The following is a 23,631-nucleotide window of genomic DNA, read 5'->3' as shown; positions in this document are numbered from 1 at the left end:
TGTTTTATCGAAGGACCGGCGCTCGTGCCGCTCCGAACCGATGGAGGATGACATGAAAACCCTTATCACGACTGCCCTTGTCGCCAGTCTCGCGGCTCCGGCGCTTCACGCCGCCGAGGCTACCGCCGATGTCCAGGACCGCGACGGCAACCGCCTGGGCGCAGTGCTGGTTCGCGATACGCCCTCGGGCGTTGCGCTGGCGACGCTGACGCTCAACGATCTTCCCGAAGGTGTGCATGGGGTTCACCTGCACGAAACCGGCGACTGTTCCGCCAACGATTTCAAGTCCGCCGGCGGCCATGTGGCAGGTGACCGCAAGCATGGCGTCATGGTCGAAGGCGGGCTGCACCCCGGCGACATGCCGAACCTGACGGTGAAATCCAATGGCGTCGGAGAGGTCGAGTACTTCTTGCCGTTCCTGAACGTGAGCGATCACCTTCTTGACGAGGACGGCGCCGCGTTCATCATGCACAAGGGCGTCGATGATTACGAAAGCCAGCCCTCCGGCGACGCCGGCGACCGGATCGCCTGCGGGGAGTTCACGGAGCGGACGGAGTAGAATCGGCACGCCGGCGGGCCAATCCCTGGCTCCTCGCCGTTTATCTTCGCAAGCCGTATCTCGCGATGAGCGCGAACCGCGAGATGCGGCGCGATTCCCGCCGCTTCGCCACCCGATGATCCCATCATTTTGACAGCCGATGCGCCATGGCCTTCGCCTGATCGTGCTGACGGGAGGTCAGCGCACGGCCCGCCGGCCCTTGGCTTTTGCCTACTGCGCAGCCTCGCGCGGTGTTACCCGCCACCGGCCCCGCGCGGATTCTCATGGCTCATTCCCAGCTTTCGCCACGGTCCTCGCCGTGAATGTTCACCGATGGCTGGTCATACCGCTCGATTGTGGTGACGGTATAGGTATCAAGCGTGATCCACGTCACCGCGAAAAGCAGCGCCGCCGCAGCGAGGCCTGTCAGAAACGCACCCATCTCAGCCGCTCCTTTCCTGTGTCGGCGTCCGGCCTTCGATCTCGGCCAGCCACAGTTCGTGATGCTCCTCGGCCCAGTTGCGATCCACTCGGCCGCCCCACATGGCCTCGATGGCGCCCTGCATCCCGACGGTGCCGATATAGATGTGACCGATGAAGATAGCGATCAGCAGCACGGCGATCACGGCGTGCGTCAGCATGGCCCAGCTCATGCCTTCGATGTCCAGCCAGTAGAATGGGAACATCAGCGTCACGCCGCTCACCACCATGATGACGCCGCCCAGTGCCGCCGACCAGAAGATCAGCTTCTGGCCGGCGTTGAACTTGCGCGCCGGCGGGTTGTCGGGACTGTCCGAGAAGAACCCGCCGCCGCGCGCCAGCCATCTGGCGTCGTAGCGCCCCGGCAGATTGCCCCAGGTCCAGCGCAGGATCATGAACAGGATGCCAAGCGCAAAGGGCGGAAAGAACAGCACATGGCCCCAGGTCGCCAGCCACCCCAGATCGCCCAGCAGCGGCTCGCTGAAGGGGCGGATCACCGTATCGCCATAGGCGATGACGAGGCCCGTCAGCGCCAGCCCGATGAAGCTGAGCGCCGTCATCCAGTGATTGGCCCGCTCCAGGAAACCGAAACGTTTCACCGTGCGCCCGCTGCGGCCCTTGGCGATCGGCACGCGACCGCGGAGCGCAAGCACCAGGGCCAGCAGCAGGCTGAAGCCGAGGATCGCCAGCGCCCCCAGATGGGTGGCGAAATCCGCGATGCCGAGGCGCCAGTCACGCCCGAACGGCCGCTCGAACACCTCCGCGCCGACATAGGGCAGCGATGATATGCCCGCCACCCGCTCGGAGCCGCGCAGCAATTCCAGCGTGTCCGAGCCGGGCCTTGCCCATCCACGCGTCAGATCACGCCCGGCGCCGCGTTCCATCGGGGCGTTAGTCAGCCATTGGGCCGCGCCGGTCGCGAAATCCGGCGCGTCCGAGGCCGGGGCCGGGCCGGAGCGGTACCGTTCGTCCTGAAGTCTTGTGCGGGCGCGCAGCACCTCGTGCGCCAGAAGACCGCTCTGATCGCCGGCAGTCGCCTCGCCATCAAGGGCGGCCACGCCCCATCGCACCTCGGGCACGGTGCGGTTGTCGCCGTCGAAGATCTCCCATATCTGCCAGCCCAGCAGGATCGCCAGCAGGACCGCCGCGATGGCGCCGCCGATACGGTAGGCCGTGAAATCCCGGCCGTGGACGCGGACTTCGCTGTTCATGGCCTTTCCTCCGGATAATATGCGGTCGACCAGCCCCACGCGCCCGAGCCGTATCCGCGTTTCACCACGCGCTCGCGGTAGATTTCACCGATGGTTTCGCCATCTCCGGCCAATAGCGCGCGGGTCGAGCAGACCTCGGCGCAGAGCGGCAGCTTGCCCTCGGCGATGCGGTTGCGTCCGTACTTCTCGAACTCGACCTCGCTGCCGTTCTCTTCGGGACCGCCGGCGCAATAGGTGCATTTGTCCATCGTGCCGCGCGATCCGAACAGGGTGGCGCGCGGGAATTGCGGCGCCCCGAACGGGCAGGCGTAATAGCAATAACCGCAGCCGATGCAGGTGTCCTTGTCATGCAACACGATGCCAAGGTCGGTCTGGTAGAGCGTCGAGACCGGGCAGACGGCGACGCAGGGCGCATCGGTGCAATGCATGCAGGATATGGCGATGGATTTCTCGTCCGCCTCACCGTCGTTGAGCGTCACGACGCGGCGGCGCACCATGCCCCAGGGCACCTCGTGTTCGTTCTTGCAGACGGTCGCGCAGGCGTTGCATTCGATGCAGCGGTCGCTGTCGCACAGGAATTTCAGTCGTGCCATGTCTCCTCCTTACGCCGGCTCGACCCGGCAAAGCGTCGCCTTGGTTTCCTGCATCTGCGTCACCGGGTCATAGCCGTAGGTCTGCACCGTGTTCGACGCCTCGCCGGTGACGAAGGGCGCGGCGCCCTCGGGGTAGCGGTGCGCGATGTCCTCCCCCATCCACATGCCGGCGAAATGGAACGGCATGAAGACCGTCCCCGGCCCGACGCGCGGCGTGACCAGCGCCTGGACCCGCACCGCCCCCTCGGGCGTGTGGACCCAGCAGAAACTGCCGTGGTCGATGCCGGCGCGCCCGGCATCGTCGGGATTGATCTCGGCGAACATCTGCTGCTGAAATTCGGCCAGCCACTTGTTCGAGCGGGTCTCGTCCCCGCCGCCCTCGAATTCCACAAGACGGCCCGAGGTCAGCGCCAGCGGGAATTCGGCGGCATGATCGATCTCCTGGATCGAGCGGTAGAGCGAGGGCAGCCGCCAGACCTTGCGGTCCTGGAACGTCTGATACTCGGGCAGCAGGTCGCGGCGCGGGGTATAGAGCGGCTCGCGATGCAGCGGCACCGGGTCGGGGAAATTCCAGACCATCGCCCGCGCCTTGCCGTTGCCGTAAGGAGCGAGGCCATGCGCGATGGCCACCCGCTGGATGCCGCCGGAGAGGTCGGTTTTCCAGTTCACGCGGCGCAGCTTGTCCGTCAGCGACAGGTCGTCGGACGCCTTGTCCTGCGGATTGTGCGCCAGATAGGCCTCGATCGCGGTCAGCGCGCGCTCGGGATAATCGGGGAACCGATCCTGCGCATCCGAACCCGCGATCTCAGAGCCGTCTTCGTGCGAGTTGAGCCAGGCTTCGTCCACCGGATCTCCGTTCGCCTCGCCGGTCGGGATGCTGTTGTCGCGCTCCGACTCGCGCTCCAGCGCGTCCATTGCCGATCCCGCGTCGTCTTCGGATATCTCGAACATCTCCCAGTGGAAGCGGTCCGCGGCGATGGCGACGATGATGAGCCGTTCGCGCGCCGTCAGTTCGCCCGCCCAGCCGAGCGCGTCGAGCATGCCGAGCGTCACCTCCGGGTAGCCGTCCTCGATCTCGGACCCTTTGGGATAGCTGTCTTCGGCCAGCAGGTTGCGCCCCTCGTGGCTCACTCCCCAGCGGGCGCGGAACGGCAACCCGCCCTCGGCCACGGGCTTTGACGTATCATAGAGCAGCGGCGTGCCGGGGTGGCCCAGTTCCGGGCGGCCCCAGCTTGGCCAGGGAAGACCGTAATATTCGCCCTTTACCGGCGCCGACTTGCCCAAAAGCGTGATGGAATCGAACTTGTCCTGATGCTCCATATGCCGCTTCAGGCGTTCGGGGCTCTGGCCCGTGTAGCCGATGGTCCAGGCGCCGCGGTTGATCTCGCGCAGGATGTCCTCGGCGCGCGGCACCCCGTCCTCGATGGCGATATGCTTGAACAGCTGATCCTTGAAGCCGAAGGCTTCGGCGAGCATCCGCACGATTTCGTAATCCGTGCGAGCCTCGAACGCGGGTTCCTGCACCTTTTCGCGCCATTGCAGCGAACGGTTGGAGTTCGTGACCGACCCGGCCATCTCAAGCGTCGTGCCCGCCGGCAGGATGTAGAGCCCGTCCTCGCGCTCGGTCTCCACCGCCGTTTGGGTGGGGTAGGGGTCGATCACCACCACGAGGTCGGCATCCTCCAGCGCGCGCTTGCGGTCCGGCCCGCGCGTCTGGCTGTTGGTCGCATGGCCCCAGAAGGTGATCGCCCGAAGCGGCGCCGGTTGGTCGAAATCCTCGGCGTTCTCGAGGAATCCGTCGGCCCAGCGGCTGACCGGCACGCCCGGTTTCTCCATCAACTCCTTCGAGCCAAAGCGCGACACCAGCCAGTCATACTCCACATCCCAGACGCGGCCCCAGTGGCGCCATGCGCTTTCGGTCAGGCCGTAATAGGCGGGCAGCGTATCGCAAGAGACGCCCAGATCGGTCGCGCCCTGCACGTTGTCATGGCCGCGAAAGATGTTGGCGCCGCCGCCGGACTTGCCGATATTGCCGAGGATAAGCTGCAGAACCGACGCCGCGCGCGTCTTGTTGTTGCCGACGCTCGATTGCGTCAGACCCATGCACCAGATCAGCGTGCCGGGCCGGTTCTCGGCCAGGATGCGCGCGACGCGCTCGGTCTGTTCCGCCGGGATGCCGCTGACGCGCTCGACCTCCTCGGGCGTCCATTTCTCGATCTCCTCTTGCGCGTCCTCCAGCCCGAACGCGCGGCTTTTCAGATAGTCGCGCTCCTCCCAGCCATTCTTCAGAATGACGCGCGCCAGCCCCCAGAGGAAGCCGACATCGGCGCCGGGGCGGATGCGCACGTACTCGTCGGCATGGGCCGCGGTGCGCGTGAAGCGCGGATCGACGACGATCAGCGGCGCGCCGTTCTCCTTGCCGTTGAGCACATGCAGCATCGAAACGGGATGCGCCTCGGCCGGGTTGCCGCCGATGATGATGATCGACTTGGAATTGCGTATGTCGTTGTAGGAATTCGTCATTGCGCCGTAGCCAAAGGTATTGGCCACGCCGGCGACGGTGGTGGAATGGCAGATGCGCGCCTGGTGGTCGACGTTGTTCGTACCCCAGAAGGCGGCGAACTTGCGAAAGAGATAGGCCTGCTCGTTCGAGAACTTGGCCGAGCCCATCCAGGCGACGCTTTCGGGGCCGGATTCCTCGCGGATGCGCAGCATCTCCGCCGAGATTTCCGAAATCGCCTGCTCCCAGGAGATTCGCTTCCAGGCGCCGCCTTCCTTCTTCATCGGATATTTCAGGCGCCGCTCACCGACAGCGGTCTCGCGCGCGGCGGCTCCCTTGGCGCAATGCGTGCCCTGGTTGATCGGGCTCTCGAAGACCGGCTCCTGCCCGATCCACACGCCGTCCTTGACCTCCGCCCAGATCGAGCAGCCGACCGAACAGAACGGGCAGATCGTCTTGCGCAGTTTGATGCTCGGGTCATTGACAGTCGCGGTGGCCGCCTGCACGCGCGGCGCGCTCCAGCCGGCGGCGCTGAGCGTAAAGCCCGCAAGCCCGCTGTTGCGTAGAAAGCTGCGGCGCGTCAGTCCCGGCGCCGTGAGGGAAGAGGAATGAGTGTGGCTTCCGACGCGTTTCAACATGTCTCTCTCCCTCGTCGTTCCCTTCTCGGCCCCGTCTTCTCAGTCCCGGGCCAGCCGGTAGAAGGTTCTTACGTGCTCTGTCTCTTGGAATGTCGGATTGAGCGGGTCGTCCGCGTGGACCGGTTCGGCCGCTTCGGCCGGCTCGGCTTCGGTCAACAAAAGAGCGCCCGCTCCAAGGAGCGGCGCGCCCGTCATCAGGCTTCTTCGCGTCTGATCAGGATGTTTCGACATGCCGTAACCCCCACTCCCGGAAGCGTGTCCAGCATGACCCAAACGCACTCCGCTTGCGTCGGTTCCTGAAGAATTTGCGAAAGTGAACCGGCGGGTCGGCCTCCTGACCTTCGTTTACGTCGATCGCGCTTCCAGGGCGGGTTTTCGCCCCCGCATCGGTATGCCACCGTACAGTCATCCTCGGCCATAGGAACAGCCGTTCGTCGATTGCGTTGCGCGTGAGATGCTCTCGACAATGGAGGTGACGACAGATGGCCAATCGAGATCCATATGACAACGGGTCCCGCGTGGGTCCGGAGCGAAACGATCCGCGCCGGGGGCGCCGGCGGGACGATCAGGGCGGGTATCCTTTGGAACAGGACTGGCAAATGGACGAGGGCGGCGACTGGCGCGGCGCCACAGGATACGGTGATCCGGCTGAACGCCATGAGGAACCCGTTTACGACCGCGGCGGACCGTGGCGTTACAGGCCAGCCGACTACCGCGGATATCGCGCCCAGCAGCGCGACTGGGAAGATGATCGCGATGACAGGCGGCGCTACGATTTCGCCGAGCAAGACCGCGTCTGGAGAGACCGGGCGAACGCAGGCTATGCAGGCAGCCGCGCGCGGCCCTACGAAGGCCGGCCCGAGGGCTTTCAGGGGGGCGGTTACCAAGGCTACGAAGGTCGGAGCGGCCTTCTGGGAGCGCGCCATTATGATGACGATTTGAGCGGTCCGTCACAACGCGGGCGCGGCCCCAGGAATTACCGGCGCTCGGACCAGAGGATCCAGGAAGACGTGTCGGACCGGTTGACGGACGATCGCCAGCTTGACCCCTCGGATATCGAGATTTCGGTTACGGATCGCGAGGTCACGCTGTCCGGGGAGGTCGATTCAAAATGGGCCAAGCGCCGGGCCGAGGATTGCGCGGATTCCGTCACCGGTGTCGAGCACGTGCAGAACAACCTGCGCGTCGCCCGCACGGCCGGGACGTCCGAGCGCGCGACGTCCTGACGATTTCATGCGCCGGGGGTTCAGGCGCCGGACGGCATCCGAACCCCGGCGCATGAACCGCGCAGCTACGGTCGGGCTGCGTCTTTCGGCCAGTAACCCAGTGCGAAGCAACGCCGCCAGCCGCCGCCCCTCGCGGGCTGGCGGCCTCGAAAGGGATTGGCTCCAATTCCGTCGACAGCGCGCCGCGGTCATCGTGATCCCTTGGTCGATAAGCGGTCTCATCGCGGAACATCGTGGCAGGTCATGCGGTTGGCCCCGCAACGGAGGGGCAAACCATGCGCGCGAAATGCAATTTCCAGCATCAAGACCGAACGCTCATGGCGGCGGAGGGCGATGGTGGGACAAGCGTCCCAAGTGACCGTGAAGTGGAAGGGTTGAGGTCCCAACGCGGTCGGGGCCAAATCCTGCCGGTGATCTCATGAACGCGGCCGACGAAGATCGGCCGCTCGTGCTGTCGCTGGGCAGCATCAACGCCGATTTCCAGATGCGGATCGACCGGCGCCCGGAAGTGAGCGAGACGCTCATCGCCCGTGATTTCCAGCGTCTTGGCGGCGGCAAGGCGGCGAATGTCGCCTATCTCGCCCGGCGGCTCGGCCGCGACGCGGTGCTGCTGGGGCGGATCGGGGATGATGATCTGGCCGAGCAGGCGCTCGCGCCGCTGCGCGAGGCGGGCGTTGATCTGCGGCATGTTGCGCGCGCGCCTGACGCGGAAACAGCCGTTTCCGTCATCACCGTGCCGCCCGACGGCAAGAAGGGGATCGTTCTGGCGCCGAATGCGAACGACGCATGGGACGAAGAAGACCCGGCCCAGCTGGACCGGGTCATCGCCGCTGCCCCCGCCGGCAGTGTCCTCGTGATCGACAGCGAGGTTCCCGGCTTCGTCACCGAGGCTGCGGCGCGGTCCGCGCGCCGCTGCGGCCTTCGCGTCCTGCTCGATCCGTCGCCGGCCGACCGGGTCTCGGACGCGCTTCTGTCGCTCGTGGACGTGGCGGCGCCGAACACATCCGAGGTCGAGACGTTGACAGGTATCGAGGTCGACGGCCCCTGTTCGGCGGCGCGCGCCGCCAGCGCCCTTGTCGATCGCGGCTGCGGCGTCGCTTGCGTCAAGCTGCCCGACGGCGGCTGCGTCGTCGCGGAGAGCGCGGAGGTCTGTCACGTCGCCACCGGCCAGGTCGACCCGGTCGACACCACCGGCGCGGGAGACGCGTTTGCCGGCGCCATGGCCGTCGCGCTCTGCGAAGGGCAGGGCATGGTCGCGGCCGCGGTGTTCGCGACCGCCGCCGCAAATCATGCCGTGACGGGCTATGGGTCTCAGCCGGCATATCCGGACCGCCATGACATCGAGAGGAAAAGCGCCACCATCACCACCTCGACATTAGGGAAATGACCGACGACGCACCTTGGAAGATCGGCTTTGACACCTATGATCCGCAAGCGGAACAGCAGCGCGAAGTGCTCTTCGCGCTCGGCAACGGCGTCGTCGTGCTGCGCAATGCCGCGCCTTGGTCCCGAGCGGGCGCACACCACTATCCCGGAACCTACCTTGCCGGCGCATACGCGCGTTTCCGCGCCCGGATCAATGGCGAGACCGTCGAGGTGGAGTCGCTCGCCAACCTGCCGAACCCGCTGCCCCTGACCTTCCGGATCGGGGATGGCGCGTGGTTCACGCTGGATGCGGCCGAAATCATCGACTACCGGCACGAGCTGGACATGCACGACGGCGTCGCCCGAAGGGAGCTCACCTGCCGGTGGGAAGGCCGGCGCCTGCGGCTGAGCGTGCACCAGTTCGTCAGCATGGCCCGCTGCGGTTTGGCGGGTCTGCGTGTCCGGCTCGTGCCGCTGGGCTGGTCCGGGCGGGTAGAGTTCCGCGCCATGATCGACGGTGGCGTCGAGAACCGGAATGTCGCGCGATACGAACCCTATCCCGCCCGCCACCTCGCCCCGCCAGACGCCTTCGTCGAAGGCGATGCGGGCTACGTGCACACCCGCCTCTTGGGGACCGGAACGAAGGTCGTCGTGGCGCAATCGCTCGCTGGGGCGCATGGCGACGCCAACGGTTGGAGCGTCGAGCATCGCCTGTGTCGCGACGCCGAAAGTGGCGTGGCGATCGACCTCTGCAAGCGGATCGAGGTCACGGCCGGCGCGGCCGAACCCGCCCGGTTGCGCAGCGCCCCGGATTTCGCAACGCTCGAGAGGGAGCATCGCGCCGCCTGGCGCACGCTCTGGGACGGTGTCGGGATCGAGGCCGACGATCCGGATATCGCGCGGCCGCTTCGCTTTCATGCGTTTCACCTGCTCCAGTCGGTCTCGCCCCTGTCCGGCGCGCTCGACAGCGGCATCCCCGCGCGCGGCTGGCACGGCGAGGGCTATCGCGGTCACATCTTCTGGGATGAAATCTTTGTCTTTCCGTTCCTCCTGGCGCGTTTTCCGGATCTCGCCCGGTCCAAGCTGCTCTATCGCTGGCGGCGCCTGACGGCCGCGCGCGAGGCGGCGCGCGCAAGCGGCCATCGCGGCGCGATGTATCCCTGGCGCAGCGCGAGCCGGGGGGACGAGGTAACGCCGCGCTGGCAGTGGAACATGCTGTCGCACCACTGGATGCGGGACCACACGCAGCGCGCGCGGCATATCGGATCGGCCGTCGTCTACAATTTCTGGCATTACTACCTGATGACCGGCGACACCGAGTTTCTCGCCAGCCACGGCGCCGAGGTCATCCTCGAGGTGGCGCGGTTCTGGGCCAGCAAGGCGGAGCGGAGCGCGGAGGACGGCCGCTATGACATCCGTGGCGTGATCGGGCCGGACGAGTTCCATGACCGCTATCCCGGCGCGAGATCGCCCGGCCTTGAAAACAACGCCTATACGAACCTCACCGCGGTCTGGACCCTGTGCCGCGCGCTCGAGGTGCTGGACCACGTGCCGGCCACGGCGGCCGCGGCGCTGCGGGAAAAACTGCGTCTCGGCGACGACGAACTGGCGTTATGGGACAGGATCAGCCGCCGGGTCCGGCTGGCGTTCCACGGCGATGGCATCCTCAGCCAGTTCGAGGGGTTCGAGCGGCTGGAACCGTTCCGCTCCGACACGCTGCCGCCGCGCTACGAGGGCCAGCGGCTCGACTGGGCGCTCGAGGCCAGCGGGCAGAGCGCGAACGCCTATCAGATCACCAAGCAGGCGGATACGCTGACGCTGTTCCACCTGTTCCGCCGCGAAGAGATCTGCGCGCTCATCGCGCGGCTCGGTTACAGTTTCGACGGCGATGCGCTGAAGCGGACGTGCCACTACTATTTCGACCGCACGACCCACCGGTCGAGCCTGTCACGCGTGGTTTATGCCGGCGCGCTGGCCGAGGTGGATCGCGACGCATCGCTCGACCTGTTCCGCGAGGCGCTCACCACCGATCTCGCCAGCAAGAAACCGCAAAGTGTGGCCGAGGGCGTCCACCTCGGGGCGATGGGCGGGACGCTCGACGTGCTTCAGCGGCGATATTTCGGGATTTATCCGGTGGTTGACGGCCTGCGCTTCGCGCCCTCGCTTCCGGACGGGCTCTGCCCGATGCGGATCCGGTTTGAGCTGCGCGGACTGACGTTCACCGCCGAAGGCAGGGAGGGGAGGGTCACACTCACGTCGCATGCCTCCAACCTGAGGCCGCTCGCGATCACCCATCCGGGCGGCGAATGCACCTTGAAGCCGGGCGAAAGCCTTGGCGCGGAGAACTGACTGGCACCTGGTCCGAGCCTGTCGGCAACAACCGCCCGGCGATCCGTCCGCGCCCCAGACGACCGAGACAAAAAATTGCAGCCGCCGCGCCCGAAAGGCGCGGCGGCTACAGATCATGCGCCTGCTATGCGGCCTTCCGGTTCAGCCGCTGTTCCGCGAGCTCCGTCAGTTTGGAGTCGGCGGCCTTCTCCTCGGAGAGCGTTTCTTCGAGCACCTGCGCACAATCATCGCGCCCAAGCTCCCGCGCCCATGCGACGAGCGCGCCATAGCGGGCGATCTCGTAATGTTCGACGGCCTGCGCGGCGGCTGCGAGCGCGGCGTCGAGCACCTCGGCATCCGTGATCTCGCCGGAGATGTCTTCCGCTTCTTTCACGATCCCGTCGATTGCGGGGCAGGTCACGGTCTTCGGTGTCTCGCCGTGCATCTCGAACACCCGCTCAAGACGGGACACGTGACCGTGCGTCTCTTCGAGATGCTCCGAGAACCCATCTTTCAAGGGACCGGCCGAGGCCTTCTCGATCATCTTGGGCAGGGCTTTCTCGATTTTCTTCTCGGCGTAGTAGATATCCTGAAGCGTATGAACGAACAGGTCGTTAATGGTCTGGATGTCTTTTGAGAACAGGGCCATCTGAAGCCTCCCTTTTACTGATCAGTGCAAGTAGTAAGAGGCGAACACTGCCGGCAGGGCTGAGTTCCGCAATGGCGCTTTGGGTGCGTTCCCGTACTGCGTTCCGCGCGTAAGGAAGCCTAGTAGTTCGCGGGGGGATCGCTGGCCGGAAAGGATTCGTCCACGGCCTCGTCGACCTCGTCCCAGTGTCGCGGCGGGTCGGCCATTTCGCGCCGGCCGGCGACGCGGACGCGGTTTCCGTCCGGTTTCGCCGGCGTGGCGGAGGGGAAAGGGCTTCGCCGGGACGCGCCGAAGAACAGCGCGGCCAGTAGGAAGCCGAACGAGAATGCAGCAACTTGTCGCGCGCGCATGGCCGGGCTCCTCAGCAACGTGGTGTCGACGCAACCCGTTACCCGTCACCCCGGTTCCGCAGATGTCCGCGCAATGCGCTCCGGCGCCGCGGACTGTACGGTTCCGACCACATCCACCCGGTCCGCTCTGCCGGAACCTATCCGTGACGCGGAGGTTTCGGAAGGGAACCGCGGCGGACCCTGCCGCCGCGCCCGACGATAGGAGAGCCGCCTTGAGCGACAAGAAGGACCCCGAGCACGCCGCGAGGCTTCGCGAGGACATCGACAGCGGAAAGGCCGGCGACAAGGTCGGGTTTCCCGATCCCGCGGCCGCGCCTCTCGGCACCGACGCCGAGGCCGGGGGCGCCACCCCCGGCAGCGAGGAAGTGCGCACCGCGCGCCGCCACGAGGTCGACGCGCGTCCCGACAGCGCAGAATCGGCGCAAGGTCCGCGTCCGGTCAGCGCCGGCGGGTCCGGTTCGCGGCGCGGTGCGTGGATGGCGGTCGCGGCGGTCGTCGCGCTGGCGCTGTTGGCGTTGATCCTCGTGTGGGTCATCGTGTCATGATGCCTTGGGGAGGCACCCACGCGGCGAGGCGTGCGGCAGGTGTGGCCCCGAAGAAGGAAAGCGCGTGATGTGGTCTTGGCTGAGCGAGCATTCTGCGTCGATCCAGGCGGCGGGCGGCATCGTCACCGCCTTCATCTGGATCGTCTACCTTCAAATCTTCGTGTCGAGCTTCCGCCGCCAGCGGCAGAGCGAAATCCTGATCTATACCGGCGGGACCAGCCGCGCGAACCCGCGCATTTTCGTCAGCAATCTCGGGTTCGAGAGCATCTACATCCTCGAGATCATGCTCACCCTGCAATCCTCGGAAGTCCGGGGCGAGGCATCTGTCATCGACCGCAACGAGATCGATGAACACGACCTGGCGTCGACCTACGATTCCACGCTTCAGGGGCCGCTCGACAGCGGTGGATACGTGGATATCGGCAGCCTCGACGACCTGCTGAGCCGGGCGCACAACAGCAACCCCGATGCGCCGACCGGCGATCAGACCGAAAGCATCGAGATCCGCGTCGCGGCCATCACCGCCGCCACCTCGAGCGTCGTCGCGGCGCGGCGGGAATTCGATCTATCCGCAGACGACGGGGGCCGGCGGGTCGTTCCGCGCACGCTTTATGCGAAACAGATCCGTTCATGGTGGGGCCGGCGCCAAATCGAGCGCGAGCTGAAGGAGAAGCTGGACCGCTGAAAGCGGCCCCTGGCGGCGCTTCGGTAGCCGGGACGCAGGAACATTTTCCGGGCCGCGTCTGTTTTTCTCATACGACCGCCGGTCAATTCGGCCGGCAGAGGAAAGGAGGATCGACATGGCAAGGCGACTTGATCAGATGACGGAAGAGGAGGCGCGCGCGGAACTTGCCCGGCGCAATCACCCGCGCGAGCGCCATGAATATCCACGCGAGGATGAACGCGCCTGGCGCGAACCGGGCGGCGATGCCCGCGGCGCGCTGTTCGGCGCGGGCTACGGCTGGCCCTACCTGCCGCCGCCCTATCCCGGCGCGAATTACGATCCCTACGCGATGCCCGAGGCCGGCTATGGCCCGAGCGCGCCGCCGCATTGGGGCGGGGGTCGGCGCGGAATGCCGCCGCAGGACCGGCGGGAACGCGACATGTTCGACCGCGCGGGCGACGAGATCGCGTCGTGGTTCGGAGACGAGGCCGCAGAGGCGCGCCGCGAGGCGGATCACCGCGGTCGCGGGCCGAAGGGCTATGTCCGTTCCGATGCGCGCATCGAGGAAGACGTGCACGACCGGCTGACCGACGATGCAGTGGTCGACGCGACCGAGATCTCCGTTTCCGTGCAGGACCGTGAGGTGACGCTTGACGGTACGGTGGATTCGCGCCGCGCCAAGCGCGGCGCCGAAGATTGCGTCGACTCGGTATCGGGCGTTCAGCATGTCCAGAACAATCTGCGCGTTCAGCCCGTTGAGGCCGGGGCGCGGTCGTAAGAGAAGCCCGCGGCGATCAACAAGGGTTGCTGGGGCGCGACGGCGCCCCGGTACCCCGGCCCGGTCGCCGCCTCTCTTGCGGCGTCATCCCATCTCTGCGTCTCGGCAGATGTCTTAAAGTGTTTTAATGAAACCGGTGCGAAGATTTCGGACCGTGCAGCGGTCGGAGTGGATGATTCTGACAAGCGCCCGACGATCGTGCAAAGTCCCTCCCCGACGTCGAGCATAGCAGAACGGTCTGCGGGGCGAGGTTTCAACCTGCAGATTGTGGCGCCCGCGCCGGACGGAAGGCGGGTAATTTTGAAGGCTCGGTGACCGTCAGGTTTCCCGAGAGATGGTAAACGGTATGTTTTCCGGCTGGTTACGGGGCAGGAGGCTACGCTGATCGGCGTAGCCTCCGCGCGGACCTAATGCGGCCCGGCTGTCCGACCGAGGTCAATCGTGTTGGCCCAGCGGCCCTGCCGCGCGCCATGTCATGTCGCCGACGCCGTGGGCCGGTTCGCTGTCCCCGGACAGATGCGGCGTGAACCCCATCGGCTCATGACCGATGATACGCTCCATTTCGGCCGGACGGCGAAGCAGCACCCTGCCGCCCTTGCGTTCGATGAAGCCTTCGTCGGAAAGCTGGCAGAGGGTCTTGCTGACCGAGACATTGGACAGCCCGACCAGATCGCCGAGTTCGGACTGGTTGAGCGGCACCTCGATGCCATCGCTTGCAGAGGCGCCGCCATTGCGGTCGCGCAGCATCAGCAGCAGCCAGATGATCCGCTCACGCGCCCCCATGCGGCCAACCGCCACCAGTGTGCGCATGATAAGCGCCTGCGTCTCGGCGGATTTGCGCAATAGGAACGCGGTCACGGCGGGCGTCACGAAGGCCGGTGAGGTCAGCGCCGCCACCGGGATCGGATAGACCACCGACGCCCGCAGGCTGCGCAGTGAAAACAGCGCCCGAGAGCCGCCCAGGTCGGACAGGCCGGCGATATCCCCGGCCATGTGCAAACAAAGCAGCTGGCGTTGCCCGTCGGCGAGGACCCCGTAGGAACACAACCAGCCCGATTTGACGAGATAGACGAAATCCGGCCGGTCGCCCTCGTGCCGGATATCGACATCCTTCTCGAAGGCGACCGGATGCGCATCGCATTCCCGCAAAGCCGCCTTCACCGCAGCGGCGAGGGACGTGTGGGGCGACGCCCGATCGATCGGGTCCAGGCAGTTCATGTGCGCGTCACCATGTTTCATGAGGTTGGCAGTTCAACACCGCCGGCCGCGCCGGGTTCCGTGCACAACCGCACGATCACGAATCGGCGCGCGTCTGTCGGCGCCTGCATCCCCTGCGAGGGATGTGCGACGATGTTAAAGCGCTTTAATGCCGATGATCGCGATCATGAGAAGCTGCCCGAAAGCGTTATGAGAAGCGGCGCGTCGGATCAGGAGGTCAACCGCCGGGCGGCGTCACGCGGCGCAGCGGTGAAGATATGGCAGACAGCGACACGATAATCGACCGGCTGCTCGACCGGCACGGGCGCACCTATTGCGACGAGTTGGGCATCGACATCGCGAAGAACACGCCGAGCCCGCTGTTCCGCTGGCTCGTCGCCGCGATCCTCTATTCCGCGCGGATCAGCACCGACAACGCGACGCAGGCGGCACGGGCGCTGACCGACGCGGGGCTGACCACGGCGGACAAGATGGCCGCGGCAAGCTGGCAGGACCGCGTCGACGTGCTGACAGCGAACGGCTACAAGCGTTTCGACGAAAGCTACAGCCGGAACCTCGGCGAAGCGGCGGAAACGCTGCGCGAGGAGTATGACGGCGATTTGCGGAAGCTGCGCGAGGCGGCGGACCGGGATGCCGACGAAATGCGCCGGCGGCTGAAGACGTTCAATGGCCTCGGGGACGTGGGGGCCGACATCTTCTTTCGCGAAGTGCAGGTGGCATGGCCCGAACTGCACCCCTTCGCCGACAAGAAGGCCCTGCAGACGGCCGCGAAACTGGGACTTCCGAAAACGGCGAAAGGCCTTGCCGGACGCGTCGGCGAGGCCGATTTCCCGCGCCTCGTCGCGGCGCTGGTCCGCACTGACCTGTCAAAGGACGAGGCGGCATTGAAAGGGTGAGGGTGATCCGGTTACGGATCATGCAGGCCTGCCGCCCGACTGACGGGATCGCCGGGAGCGTCAGGGCGGCAAGGATGAACGGGAAAGGATCGGTATGTTCCGAGACGCTGGCCGCCTGAGCGCGTTTCTCTTCGGTGTTCTTGCAGCGGGCGCCGTGGCGTTCCTCCTGCTCGACACGCTCCGCCCCGATCCGGCGCCGCGCCCCATCGCGCCGCGCGGCGATCTTGCCCCGCGCGAGGAAACCACGATCGCGCTATTCGAGGCGACGCGCGGTTCGGTCGTGTCGATCACGACCGAGGAGCGCGTGCTCGACCCGTGGTCGCGGCGCGCGGTCGACGTGCCGCGCGGGACGGGGTCGGGATTCGTCTGGGACGACCGGGGCCATATCGTCACGAACAACCATGTCATCGCCGGCGCGTCCGGGGCGCGGGTGCGCCTTGCCGATGGTCGCCTGTTCGGCGCCACGCTGGTGGGGACGGCGCCCGCGCATGACCTGGCGGTGCTGCGCGTCGATGCCGGGTCGCGCACCCCGCCGCCGCTGCCCATAGGGGAAAGCGGCCCGCTCCGGGTCGGCCAGTCGGTGTTCGCCATCGGCAACCCGTTCGGGCTGGACTGGACGCTGACCACCGGGATCGTCTCGGCGCTCGACCGCGAGATCCCGACGCGGGGCGGGACGATCGAAGGGCTCATCCAGACCGACGCCGCGATCAATCCCGGCAATTCCGGCGGGCCGCTGATCGACAGCGCCGGGCGGCTGATCGGGGTGAACACCGCCATCTTCAGCCCGTCCGGGACCAGCGCGGGCATCGGCTTTGCCGTGCCGGTCGATACGGTCAACCGGGTGGTGCCGCAGCTTGTCGCGACGGGAACCTACCGCCCGCCGTTCCTTGGCGTGCGGCATGAGGACCGGATCAACCGGCTCGCCGCGACGCAGGGGCTGGAGGGCGTGCTCGTGCTCGGGGTCACGACGGGTTCGCCCGCCGAGGCGGCCGGCCTGCGCGCCGCGCGCGAGGGCGCCGACGGGCGGCTCGTCCCCGGCGACGTCATCATCGGCATCAATGGCCGCGCCATCGCCACGTCCGCCGACCTCGAGAGCGCGCTCGACGCCCATTCACCCGGCGACACCGTCACGATCCTGGTGCGCCGCGACGGTGACGAGGTCGAGCTTTCCGCCGTTCTCGCCGAGCCGCGCTTGTGAGCGCGGCCCGCGGCGCCGGCATGTCACGCCTCGGGCCGCTCCTTGTTGGCGGCGCCGCGGCTCATCGCCTGCGCGAGGCTCCGGATCCTGAGCGCGCGGTTCAGCTCTCCTCCGAAGATCAGGACCAGCGCCGCGAGATACATGAAATAGAGGGCCGCGATGATCCCGGCCAGCCCGGCATAGTAGCTGGCATAGGTCGCGAAATTGGCGAGGTAGTAGGAAAAGGCCGCGGCGAGGAACGCCCATGCGATGGTGGTGAACAGCACGCCGGGCCAGATGGTCGCCAGCCGGGTGCGCCGGGCCGGCAGGAACCGGTGCGCCGCGAGGAGTGCGGCAATCAGGATGAGCGCCGCCGCCGGGTAGCGGATCAGCCGGATCGTGACCGAGGCGGGTTCGAACCCCGGCACCAGCATGTGCAGCCACGACCCGGCGCGCGGCGCCACGACAAGCAGGTAACCCACCAGCACCAGCACGAGGCTGGTCAGGACGACCATGCCGACCATCACCGCGTATTGCACGAAGGCCGAGCGGAATTCGCGGATCCCGTAGGCGCGGTTGAGCCCCATGCGCACGCCGTCGACGCCGCCGATGGCGAACCACACCGTCAGCAGGATGCCGAGGCTCAGTATCCCGCCGCGCTGCACGGTCACCACCCTTTCGACCTCGGACACGATCGGGTCGATCAATGCGGGCGGCACGATCGCGATCAGGAAGTCGATGAGCCCGCTGGCCATCGAGCGGTCGCCGATGAACGCCGTCAGCGAACTTGTGAAGACCAGAAAAGGGAACACCGCAAGCAGCGCGCGAAAGGCCACGTTCCCGGCCAGGCCGAACGCGTCGTCGCTCCAGAGCCGCAGGCTGGCTTCGCGCAGCACCGCCCAACCGACGCGCCACCCGCTGCCATGCAGCAGGTCCTCGGGGCGCTCGATCAGGATGCCGTGGGTCAGGACAGCATCGCGCGCCGTTTCATGATCGGGTCTTTCCTTCATCGCCCACTCCGCGCGGTTTCATCGCGGTCGCGCGAGGCATCATACCCGCCCCGCCGCATCCAGCGTACCGCCGACATGGAACGTGCCAAAGGCCCGAGAGGTTTCGCCGCGCCGGCCGCAGCCCCGTCACCCCAGCCAGACATCGAGGAAGAGCATCAGCACCAGCCCGACCGACAGGCCGAGCGTGGCGCGTTTCTGATGCCCGCGCCGGTGCGTTTCGGGGATGATCTCGTGGCTGATGACATAGAGCATGGCGCCGGCCGCGAAGGCCAGCCCCCAAGGCAGGAGCGGCTCGGACAGCGTGATGATCCCCGCGCCGAGAAGGCCGCCCACCGGTTCGGCCGCGCCGGTGAGCGCGGCGATGGTCCAGGCGCGCCCCCTGCCATAACCCTCGCCCAGCAGGGACACGGCCACGGCCAGCCCCTCGGGCGCGTTCTGCAGCCCGATCCCGATGGCGAGCGGCAGGCCCCCCGTCACGCCATCCGCGCCAAAGCCCACGCCGACGGCAAGGCCTTCGGGGAAGTTGTGGATCGTGATCGCGATGATGAAGAGCCAGACCCGCCGGAGCGATTCCGCCTCGGGCCCCTCAGGGCCGGTCTGGAAATGTTCGTGCGGCAGACGTTCGTTCATCAACGCCACCGCGCCCATCCCGAGAAGGATCGCGACGCAGACGATCGCCGCGGGCGCGGCGCCGCTTTCGTACCGCGGTTCGGCGGCGTCGAGCGCCGGAATGATGAGCGAGAAGAACGACGCGGCAAGCATCACGCCCGCCGCGAACCCCAGCGACAGGTCGCGCGTCGCTCGCGAGGGGACGCGCCCGAACAGTACCGGCACGGCGCCCACCGCGGTCAGCGAACCGGCGACGAGGCTGCCGAGAAAGCCGAGCATGACGGGAGAAAGTGTTTCCATGTTCTCCCTCAACCTGCCGAAGATGATGGTTACGCGATCCGCCCGGCAGTCTGCGCGTTTAACTCCGCGACGGCCGCAGCAAGTTCAACGTGACGGTTTTCGCGGCGTTCCCGGTCAAGCGGTTCGGTACGATACCGTACGAAAAGACGTTCGGGCACCCATACCCTTCGCCATCGGACCGCCATCACCGCCCGGCGGCGCGCGCCCACGGGTCATCGCTGCGATCACGGATCCGTCTTTGCGAGCGCGGCGCGTTGGCGGGCGCCCCGAAACCCGATGAGCCGCGCATATTCAGCTTCGGCCGCGCCGTAAGTATCGCGCGCCCGCTTTTCCAGGCCGGCACGGTCGAGGATGGTGATCCGCCCGCGCTTCGCCTCGATCAGTCCTTCGCCCTCCAGCACGTGCGTGCCCACCGTCACCCCCGCCCGCCGCACACCAAGCATGAGCGCGACGAATTCATGGGTCAGCGCCAGGTTGTCGTTGCCGGACCGGTCGTGGCACATCAAGAGCCACCCCGCGAGCCGCTCTTCCAGCTTGCTGTGCGCGTTCGACAGGGCCGTCTGCGCCATTTGGGCCATCATCGCCAGCACGTAGCGCGACAGATGACGCCGAAGCGACGCGCTCTGCCCGAGCAGGTCGGCCAGCCGGTCGGCGTCGATCGCAAGGCCGTCGCCTTCTATCTGGATGAAGGTATCGTTGATGGCATAGCGGCTCTGCAGGATGGATGCGATGCCCGACATTCCGTCGCAGCCGAACAGGCCGACCTCGATCTGCCGGCCGTTGCCGCCCTGCACCACGGTGGAACCGACGCCGGACCTCGGGAAATAGGCCCGTTCGATCGGCTGGCCGGCCCGCTCGAGCGCCATGCCCTTGTCCAGCTTGACCGTCTTCAGGTGGGGCTCGACCAACGCGCGATCCGCTTCGGGCAGGGTGAAAAGCAGGTTGTTTCGGCCAGGAGGACAGTCAAGTTTGCGGGTCATTTGTGCACTCTTTACGTTAGAACAGGCGTGTGGGGGACCAAACGCGGCCGCTCGCGCCCGCAACAGGAAAACCGGGCTTGGATCATTGGATGCCGGGGCAGGCGAGCCGGCTGCACAATGTCGCGGACCGACGCCATCAGACCTGCTCCTCGCTGCCGTCTTCGGTCCCGGCGCGGCGCTCGACCTGTTCGGTCATGCCGCGCGGCGCGATGCCGAGCACGCTCATCCCGGGCATGCTGCCCGAGGCGACGTTGTCGATCCGCATCAATGCGACTTGCGCGCGCGTAAGCGGCGCGCCGGGCAGGTGTTCGGCGAGGCCGGCCAGAGGTTGCCAGAGAGCGAAGGGCACCGGCACTGTCCGCGCCCGCGATCCCGTCGCTTCCGCCACACGCTCGACCAGCTGGCGATAGGTCACGATGTCGGCCCCGGCCAATTCATGCGGCGTCGCGCGCGCACCGGGTTTAAGCAGCCGCGCGACGGCCTCGGCCACGTCATCGACCCAGGCCGGCTGCAGGCGCGTGTCGCCCGCACCGAAGAGCGGGTAGACCGGCGACCGGCGCAGGATGTCGCGGATCGTCGACAGCAGCGCGTCACCCTCGCCGAACATTACGGCGGAGCGGGCGATCACCGCCTCGGGATGGGCGGCGCGAACGGCCCTTTCGCCCTCGCCGCGGGCGCGGACATAGCTGTCTTGCGCGTCCGGGTCCGCGCCGATTCCGGACATCTGGACAAACGCGCGCACCCCCGCATGCCGGGCAAGCGCGGCCAGTCTGGCGGCGGCGTCCACATGCACTGCATGATAGGTCAGATCGCCCTTTTCGACGTAGAGACTGGTCGCGTTGACCGCGCCGTCGGCGCCCTTCAGCGCGGCCGTCAGTGTGGCGGGTTCATGAAGATCGGCGCGACAGGCTTCTGACCGGTCATTCCGCAGAAGGTCGGGCTTGCGATCGGGATGCCGCGCCGCGACGCGCACCCGGCAGCCGCCCTGCAGCAGCCGTGCGACGATCCGGGACCCCAGAAAGCCGGTGCCTCCGAAAACCGTGATCAGACGTTCCTGCCGCATCGCTCCCTCCCGGACGCAGGTCCTTTATCAGGTGCAACCGCCGGGCGCGGCGCCGGGTTCCGCTATGCCTTGTGACACCGCCCATCGGCGAAGGGCCGCGAATCGCGCGGTCGCGTGGGGGTGAGACGACACCGCCCGGCCAGAGGCCGGGCGGGATATTCATTCAATGTCTTGGATAATGCGCGGCAGTCCGGGGCATGGGACGCGCATCGGGATCAGCGAAAGGATTTCTTCCGATCCGAGCGGTCCCGGCCCGCGGCGCCGCAGGCCGGGGGCTGGGTCACTGCGGCTGTACCTCGGTGATGGTGTCGACATCGACCGTTCCGATGCCCTGCTGGCAAATCGACATGTCGGCGCGGGCGCCTTCGATCTCGACATATTCGCCGGCGGTGAATTCCTCGCCGGTGAGCGACCACAGATCGCCGTCCGGCGTCGTCAGGGTGTAGCATTCGACCCCGTGGCGCACGCGACCTTCCAGCGCGATGGACTGGTCGTCATCGACATCGTCGCGCGCGACCACGTCGAAGTCGCGCGACTTGAGCGTCACGCCCCGGTCGGTGTCGATCACATAGGTCAGGATGTCGCCCGGGTCGGCCCAGTCGGGCACGCCCACATCGGTGCGCAACTCTCCATCCGCGGCCACCCGGACCTGGCGCAGGGCGCGCCACTCTGCGGCGGTCGGTCCGACGCCGACGGTGACGTAGTCGCCCGGCGTCAGGTTGCGCGCCTGCACGGTGACCTCACCGCCCGGCGGACCGGCCAGCGGACGGACACGGAACCCAGCCTGCCGGTCGCCGGTGGGAATGTCGAGGATTTCGCCCACCGCCAGCGCGAAGGGGTTCACGTTATCATTCTCGTTCAGCAGGGCCGCCACCGAGGTGCCAACCGCCTGAGCGATTGAAAAGAGCGTGTCACCCGACTCCACCTCATAGGTATCGCGGGCGGGAGCCTCGCTGTCATCAACCCCGTCCGGGCGAGACGCCACGCGGATCTCGGTACCGACGGCGATGTCGTCTATGTCGCCGATATCAGGATTGAGATCGAAGATCCGCGCAAGCGAAACGCGGCAGGCCTGGGACACTTGGTAGAGCGTGTCGCCCGGCTGCATTTCGTAACTCGCGCCGCAGCGGGTTTGCGCGTCCGCGGCCCCCGCACTCAGCGCGAGCCCGGCGGTCAGGACGGAAATTGCTGTCGTGTTTCGATAGGTCATCAGGTCCTCCTGTTTTCCACGTCCTGTCAACAGATGCATGGAGGATGTGTTCCAACTGTTTTCGTGAGTGCAGACGCCGGTAGAACCTCACTATTCGCACCGAAACGAGCCGCCTTCCGATCGGCTTCCGGCCCCTTGCGCTCTGCAACCGCAAGGCGGACAGCGAAAGAGAAGGACATAAAGGATCGCCAACGTCGGAAGCTGGCGCCGGAGATGCCCTGCGCGGCCATGACGTTACGGCGATTTTTTCGCACCGCATCGGGGGCAGAGATTGCCTTCCGGTCGGCCGAATGCTCTGTGACGGGTGTGGAGGGAACGCATGTCCAGGACGGGAATCGCTACCGGGCCGAACGCGCTGCGCGGCATTGTCATGATGTGCTTGGGCATGGCCTGCCTTGCGATCAACGATGCCTTCGCGAAATACCTCACCGACGTCTACTCACCGGTGCAGATCCTGTTCCTGCGCAACCTGATCGCGCTGCCCTTCGCCGTAATCATCGCCGTGCGCCTCGGCGGGTGGGACGCCATGCGCACGCGCAGGCCCGGCCTGCACCTGCTGCGCGGCACGCTCTGGCTGGCCGCGGCGACGCTGTTTTTCACCGGGCTTAGATACCTGGGCCTGGCCGAGGCGACCGTGCTCATCTTTGCCGCGCCGGTGATCATCACCGGCATCTCGGCGCTCTTCCTGGGAGAAACCGTCGGCTGGCGGCGCTGGTCGGCGGTGTTGGTGGGGCTGGTCGGCGTCATTGTCGTGGTGCGGCCGGGGGGCGACGCATTCCAGGCCGCGTCGCTCTTTCCGCTGGCAACGGCGTTTCTCTACGCCATCCTGATGATCTCTTCGCGCTGGGTTCCGGCCGAGGAAAGCCTCTGGACCACGATGGTCTTCCAGGTGCTTGCGGCGGGCGCGCTTGCGGGACTGGCGAGCCTCTGGTTCTGGACGCCGGTTGCGCTGTCGGATCTCTGGTTATTCATCGGCATCGCGCTGGCCGGCACATTGGGCATGACCCTTATTACCGAGGCGTTCCGGTTCTCCGAGGCGGCGGTGGTCGCGCCCTTCGACTACACGGCGCTGATCTGGGCGACGCTGCTGGGCTACCTGATTTGGAACGAGACGCCCGACGCGATGACATGGCTGGGCGCAGCGATCATCATCGGCAGCGGCATCTTCATCATCCTGCGCGAGGCGAGGCCGGGCTAGACGCACCCCGCGCGATCCCTGCATCCACACCCCAAGGACCGCCACCCGCGTCGCCGCGCAATGGGCCGTTTCCGCCTGCGCCGCCTGCCTTCGCGCCGATCCGGG

General features: G+C 66.9%; 22 protein-coding genes. 10 read left to right on the top strand and 12 right to left on the bottom strand.

Annotation, left to right across the window (positions count from 1 at the left end; all coding sequences use genetic code 11):
- The first annotated feature begins 52 nt into the window (after positions 1 to 52).
- The gene (locus tag D6850_RS16985) at positions 53 to 559 is read left to right on the top strand and encodes a superoxide dismutase family protein (RefSeq protein ID WP_121168888.1); all 507 of its coding nucleotides are present in this window, start codon (positions 53 to 55) and stop codon (positions 557 to 559) included.
- Positions 560 to 827: 268 nt separating this feature from the next.
- On the opposite strand, the gene D6850_RS19565 is transcribed toward D6850_RS16985, so the two are convergent.
- From D6850_RS19565 to D6850_RS16970, 4 genes are read right to left on the bottom strand one after another with little or no spacing between them, the layout of a single operon-like run.
- On the bottom strand, positions 828 to 980 hold the full coding sequence (locus D6850_RS19565; protein WP_166434105.1) for a hypothetical protein: 153 nt from the start codon (positions 978 to 980) through the stop codon (positions 828 to 830).
- Position 981: 1 nt separating this feature from the next.
- Positions 982 to 2,229: a formate dehydrogenase subunit gamma gene (locus D6850_RS16980; RefSeq protein ID WP_121168805.1), complete on the bottom strand. Its 1,248-nt coding sequence runs from the start codon at positions 2,227 to 2,229 to the stop codon at positions 982 to 984.
- Positions 2,226 to 2,822 carry a formate dehydrogenase FDH3 subunit beta gene (fdh3B, locus tag D6850_RS16975; protein ID WP_121168804.1) on the bottom strand — a complete coding sequence of 199 codons (597 nt, stop codon included), beginning with the start codon at positions 2,820 to 2,822 and terminating at the stop codon, positions 2,226 to 2,228. Before fdh3B ends, D6850_RS16980 begins: the two co-directional genes overlap by 4 nt.
- A 9-nt stretch (positions 2,823 to 2,831) precedes the next feature.
- A complete protein-coding gene (locus D6850_RS16970) occupies positions 2,832 to 5,960 on the bottom strand; it encodes a formate dehydrogenase subunit alpha (RefSeq protein WP_245964229.1) in 3,129 nt (1,042 codons plus the stop codon).
- A 599-nt stretch (positions 5,961 to 6,559) separates the two neighbouring features.
- Between D6850_RS16970 and D6850_RS16965 the strand changes: the two genes are divergently transcribed.
- The 3 genes from D6850_RS16965 (at position 6,560) to D6850_RS16955 (ending at position 10,900) form a co-directional block, all read left to right on the top strand.
- Entirely contained in the window at positions 6,560 to 7,186 is a 627-nt protein-coding gene (locus D6850_RS16965) for a BON domain-containing protein (protein WP_121168803.1), read from the top strand.
- Positions 7,187 to 7,604: 418 nt separating this feature from the next.
- Positions 7,605 to 8,573 carry a ribokinase gene (locus tag D6850_RS16960; RefSeq protein ID WP_121168802.1) on the top strand — a complete coding sequence of 323 codons (969 nt, stop codon included), beginning with the start codon at positions 7,605 to 7,607 and terminating at the stop codon, positions 8,571 to 8,573.
- Positions 8,570 to 10,900, top strand: a complete 2,331-nt coding sequence (locus tag D6850_RS16955; protein WP_121168801.1) for a glycoside hydrolase family 65 protein — start codon at positions 8,570 to 8,572, stop codon at positions 10,898 to 10,900. The genes D6850_RS16960 and D6850_RS16955 overlap by 4 nt, the downstream gene beginning before the upstream one ends.
- Positions 10,901 to 11,024: 124 nt before the next feature.
- Here D6850_RS16955 and D6850_RS16950 read toward each other — a convergent pair whose 3' ends face one another.
- Together D6850_RS16950 and D6850_RS16945 are read right to left on the bottom strand one after the other, a co-directional pair.
- Positions 11,025 to 11,528, bottom strand: coding sequence for a YciE/YciF ferroxidase family protein (locus tag D6850_RS16950; protein WP_121168800.1), 504 nt, complete (start codon positions 11,526 to 11,528; stop codon positions 11,025 to 11,027).
- A 119-nt stretch (positions 11,529 to 11,647) separates the two neighbouring features.
- Positions 11,648 to 11,878 (bottom strand): hypothetical protein, encoded by a 231-nt coding sequence (locus D6850_RS16945; protein ID WP_121168799.1) that lies wholly within the window; start codon positions 11,876 to 11,878, stop codon positions 11,648 to 11,650.
- Positions 11,879 to 12,090: 212 nt separating this feature from the next.
- On the opposite strand from D6850_RS16945, the gene D6850_RS16940 reads away from it, so the two are divergent.
- The 3 genes from D6850_RS16940 (at position 12,091) to D6850_RS16930 (ending at position 13,865) form a co-directional block, all read left to right on the top strand.
- Positions 12,091 to 12,423, top strand: a complete 333-nt coding sequence (locus D6850_RS16940; RefSeq protein ID WP_121168798.1) for a hypothetical protein — start codon at positions 12,091 to 12,093, stop codon at positions 12,421 to 12,423.
- Between the two features lie 67 nt (positions 12,424 to 12,490).
- Positions 12,491 to 13,108 carry a hypothetical protein gene (locus tag D6850_RS16935; protein WP_121168797.1) on the top strand — a complete coding sequence of 206 codons (618 nt, stop codon included), beginning with the start codon at positions 12,491 to 12,493 and terminating at the stop codon, positions 13,106 to 13,108.
- 115 nt (positions 13,109 to 13,223) lie between these two features.
- A complete protein-coding gene (locus tag D6850_RS16930) occupies positions 13,224 to 13,865 on the top strand; it encodes a BON domain-containing protein (protein ID WP_121168796.1) in 642 nt (213 codons plus the stop codon).
- Positions 13,866 to 14,300: 435 nt separating this feature from the next.
- On the opposite strand, the gene D6850_RS16920 is transcribed toward D6850_RS16930, so the two are convergent.
- On the bottom strand, positions 14,301 to 15,104 hold the full coding sequence (locus D6850_RS16920) for a Crp/Fnr family transcriptional regulator (RefSeq protein WP_121168794.1): 804 nt from the start codon (positions 15,102 to 15,104) through the stop codon (positions 14,301 to 14,303).
- Between the two features lie 236 nt (positions 15,105 to 15,340).
- Here D6850_RS16920 and D6850_RS16915 point away from each other — a divergent pair, with 236 nt between their 5' ends.
- Positions 15,341 to 15,979 (top strand): HhH-GDP family DNA glycosylase, encoded by a 639-nt coding sequence (locus tag D6850_RS16915; RefSeq protein ID WP_121168793.1) that lies wholly within the window; start codon positions 15,341 to 15,343, stop codon positions 15,977 to 15,979.
- A gap of 94 nt (positions 15,980 to 16,073) precedes the next feature.
- Positions 16,074 to 17,177, top strand: a complete 1,104-nt coding sequence (locus D6850_RS16910) for a S1C family serine protease (protein ID WP_121168792.1) — start codon at positions 16,074 to 16,076, stop codon at positions 17,175 to 17,177.
- A gap of 23 nt (positions 17,178 to 17,200) precedes the next feature.
- On the opposite strand, the gene D6850_RS16905 is transcribed toward D6850_RS16910, so the two are convergent.
- From D6850_RS16905 to D6850_RS16885, 5 genes are all read right to left on the bottom strand, one after another.
- On the bottom strand, positions 17,201 to 18,166 hold the full coding sequence (locus D6850_RS16905; RefSeq protein WP_121168791.1) for a YihY/virulence factor BrkB family protein: 966 nt from the start codon (positions 18,164 to 18,166) through the stop codon (positions 17,201 to 17,203).
- A 126-nt stretch (positions 18,167 to 18,292) separates the two neighbouring features.
- The gene (locus D6850_RS16900) at positions 18,293 to 19,075 is read right to left on the bottom strand and encodes a ZIP family metal transporter (RefSeq protein WP_121168790.1); all 783 of its coding nucleotides are present in this window, start codon (positions 19,073 to 19,075) and stop codon (positions 18,293 to 18,295) included.
- Positions 19,076 to 19,299: 224 nt separating this feature from the next.
- A complete protein-coding gene (locus tag D6850_RS16895; RefSeq protein ID WP_245964228.1) occupies positions 19,300 to 20,055 on the bottom strand; it encodes a Crp/Fnr family transcriptional regulator in 756 nt (251 codons plus the stop codon).
- Positions 20,056 to 20,191: 136 nt separating this feature from the next.
- Positions 20,192 to 21,118, bottom strand: a complete 927-nt coding sequence (locus tag D6850_RS16890; protein WP_121168789.1) for a complex I NDUFA9 subunit family protein — start codon at positions 21,116 to 21,118, stop codon at positions 20,192 to 20,194.
- A gap of 280 nt (positions 21,119 to 21,398) precedes the next feature.
- A complete protein-coding gene (locus D6850_RS16885; RefSeq protein ID WP_166434103.1) occupies positions 21,399 to 22,328 on the bottom strand; it encodes a LysM peptidoglycan-binding domain-containing protein in 930 nt (309 codons plus the stop codon).
- Positions 22,329 to 22,647: 319 nt separating this feature from the next.
- Between D6850_RS16885 and D6850_RS16880 the strand changes: the two genes are divergently transcribed.
- A complete protein-coding gene (locus D6850_RS16880; RefSeq protein WP_121168787.1) occupies positions 22,648 to 23,526 on the top strand; it encodes a DMT family transporter in 879 nt (292 codons plus the stop codon).
- Positions 23,527 to 23,631 lie beyond the last annotated feature (105 nt).

This window comes from Roseovarius spongiae (genome assembly GCF_003651245.1).
Classification (GTDB): domain Bacteria; phylum Pseudomonadota; class Alphaproteobacteria; order Rhodobacterales; family Rhodobacteraceae; genus Roseovarius; species Roseovarius spongiae.
The sequence above is the reverse complement of the archived record's forward strand: the minus strand, read 5'-3'. Positions and strand labels throughout refer to the sequence as shown.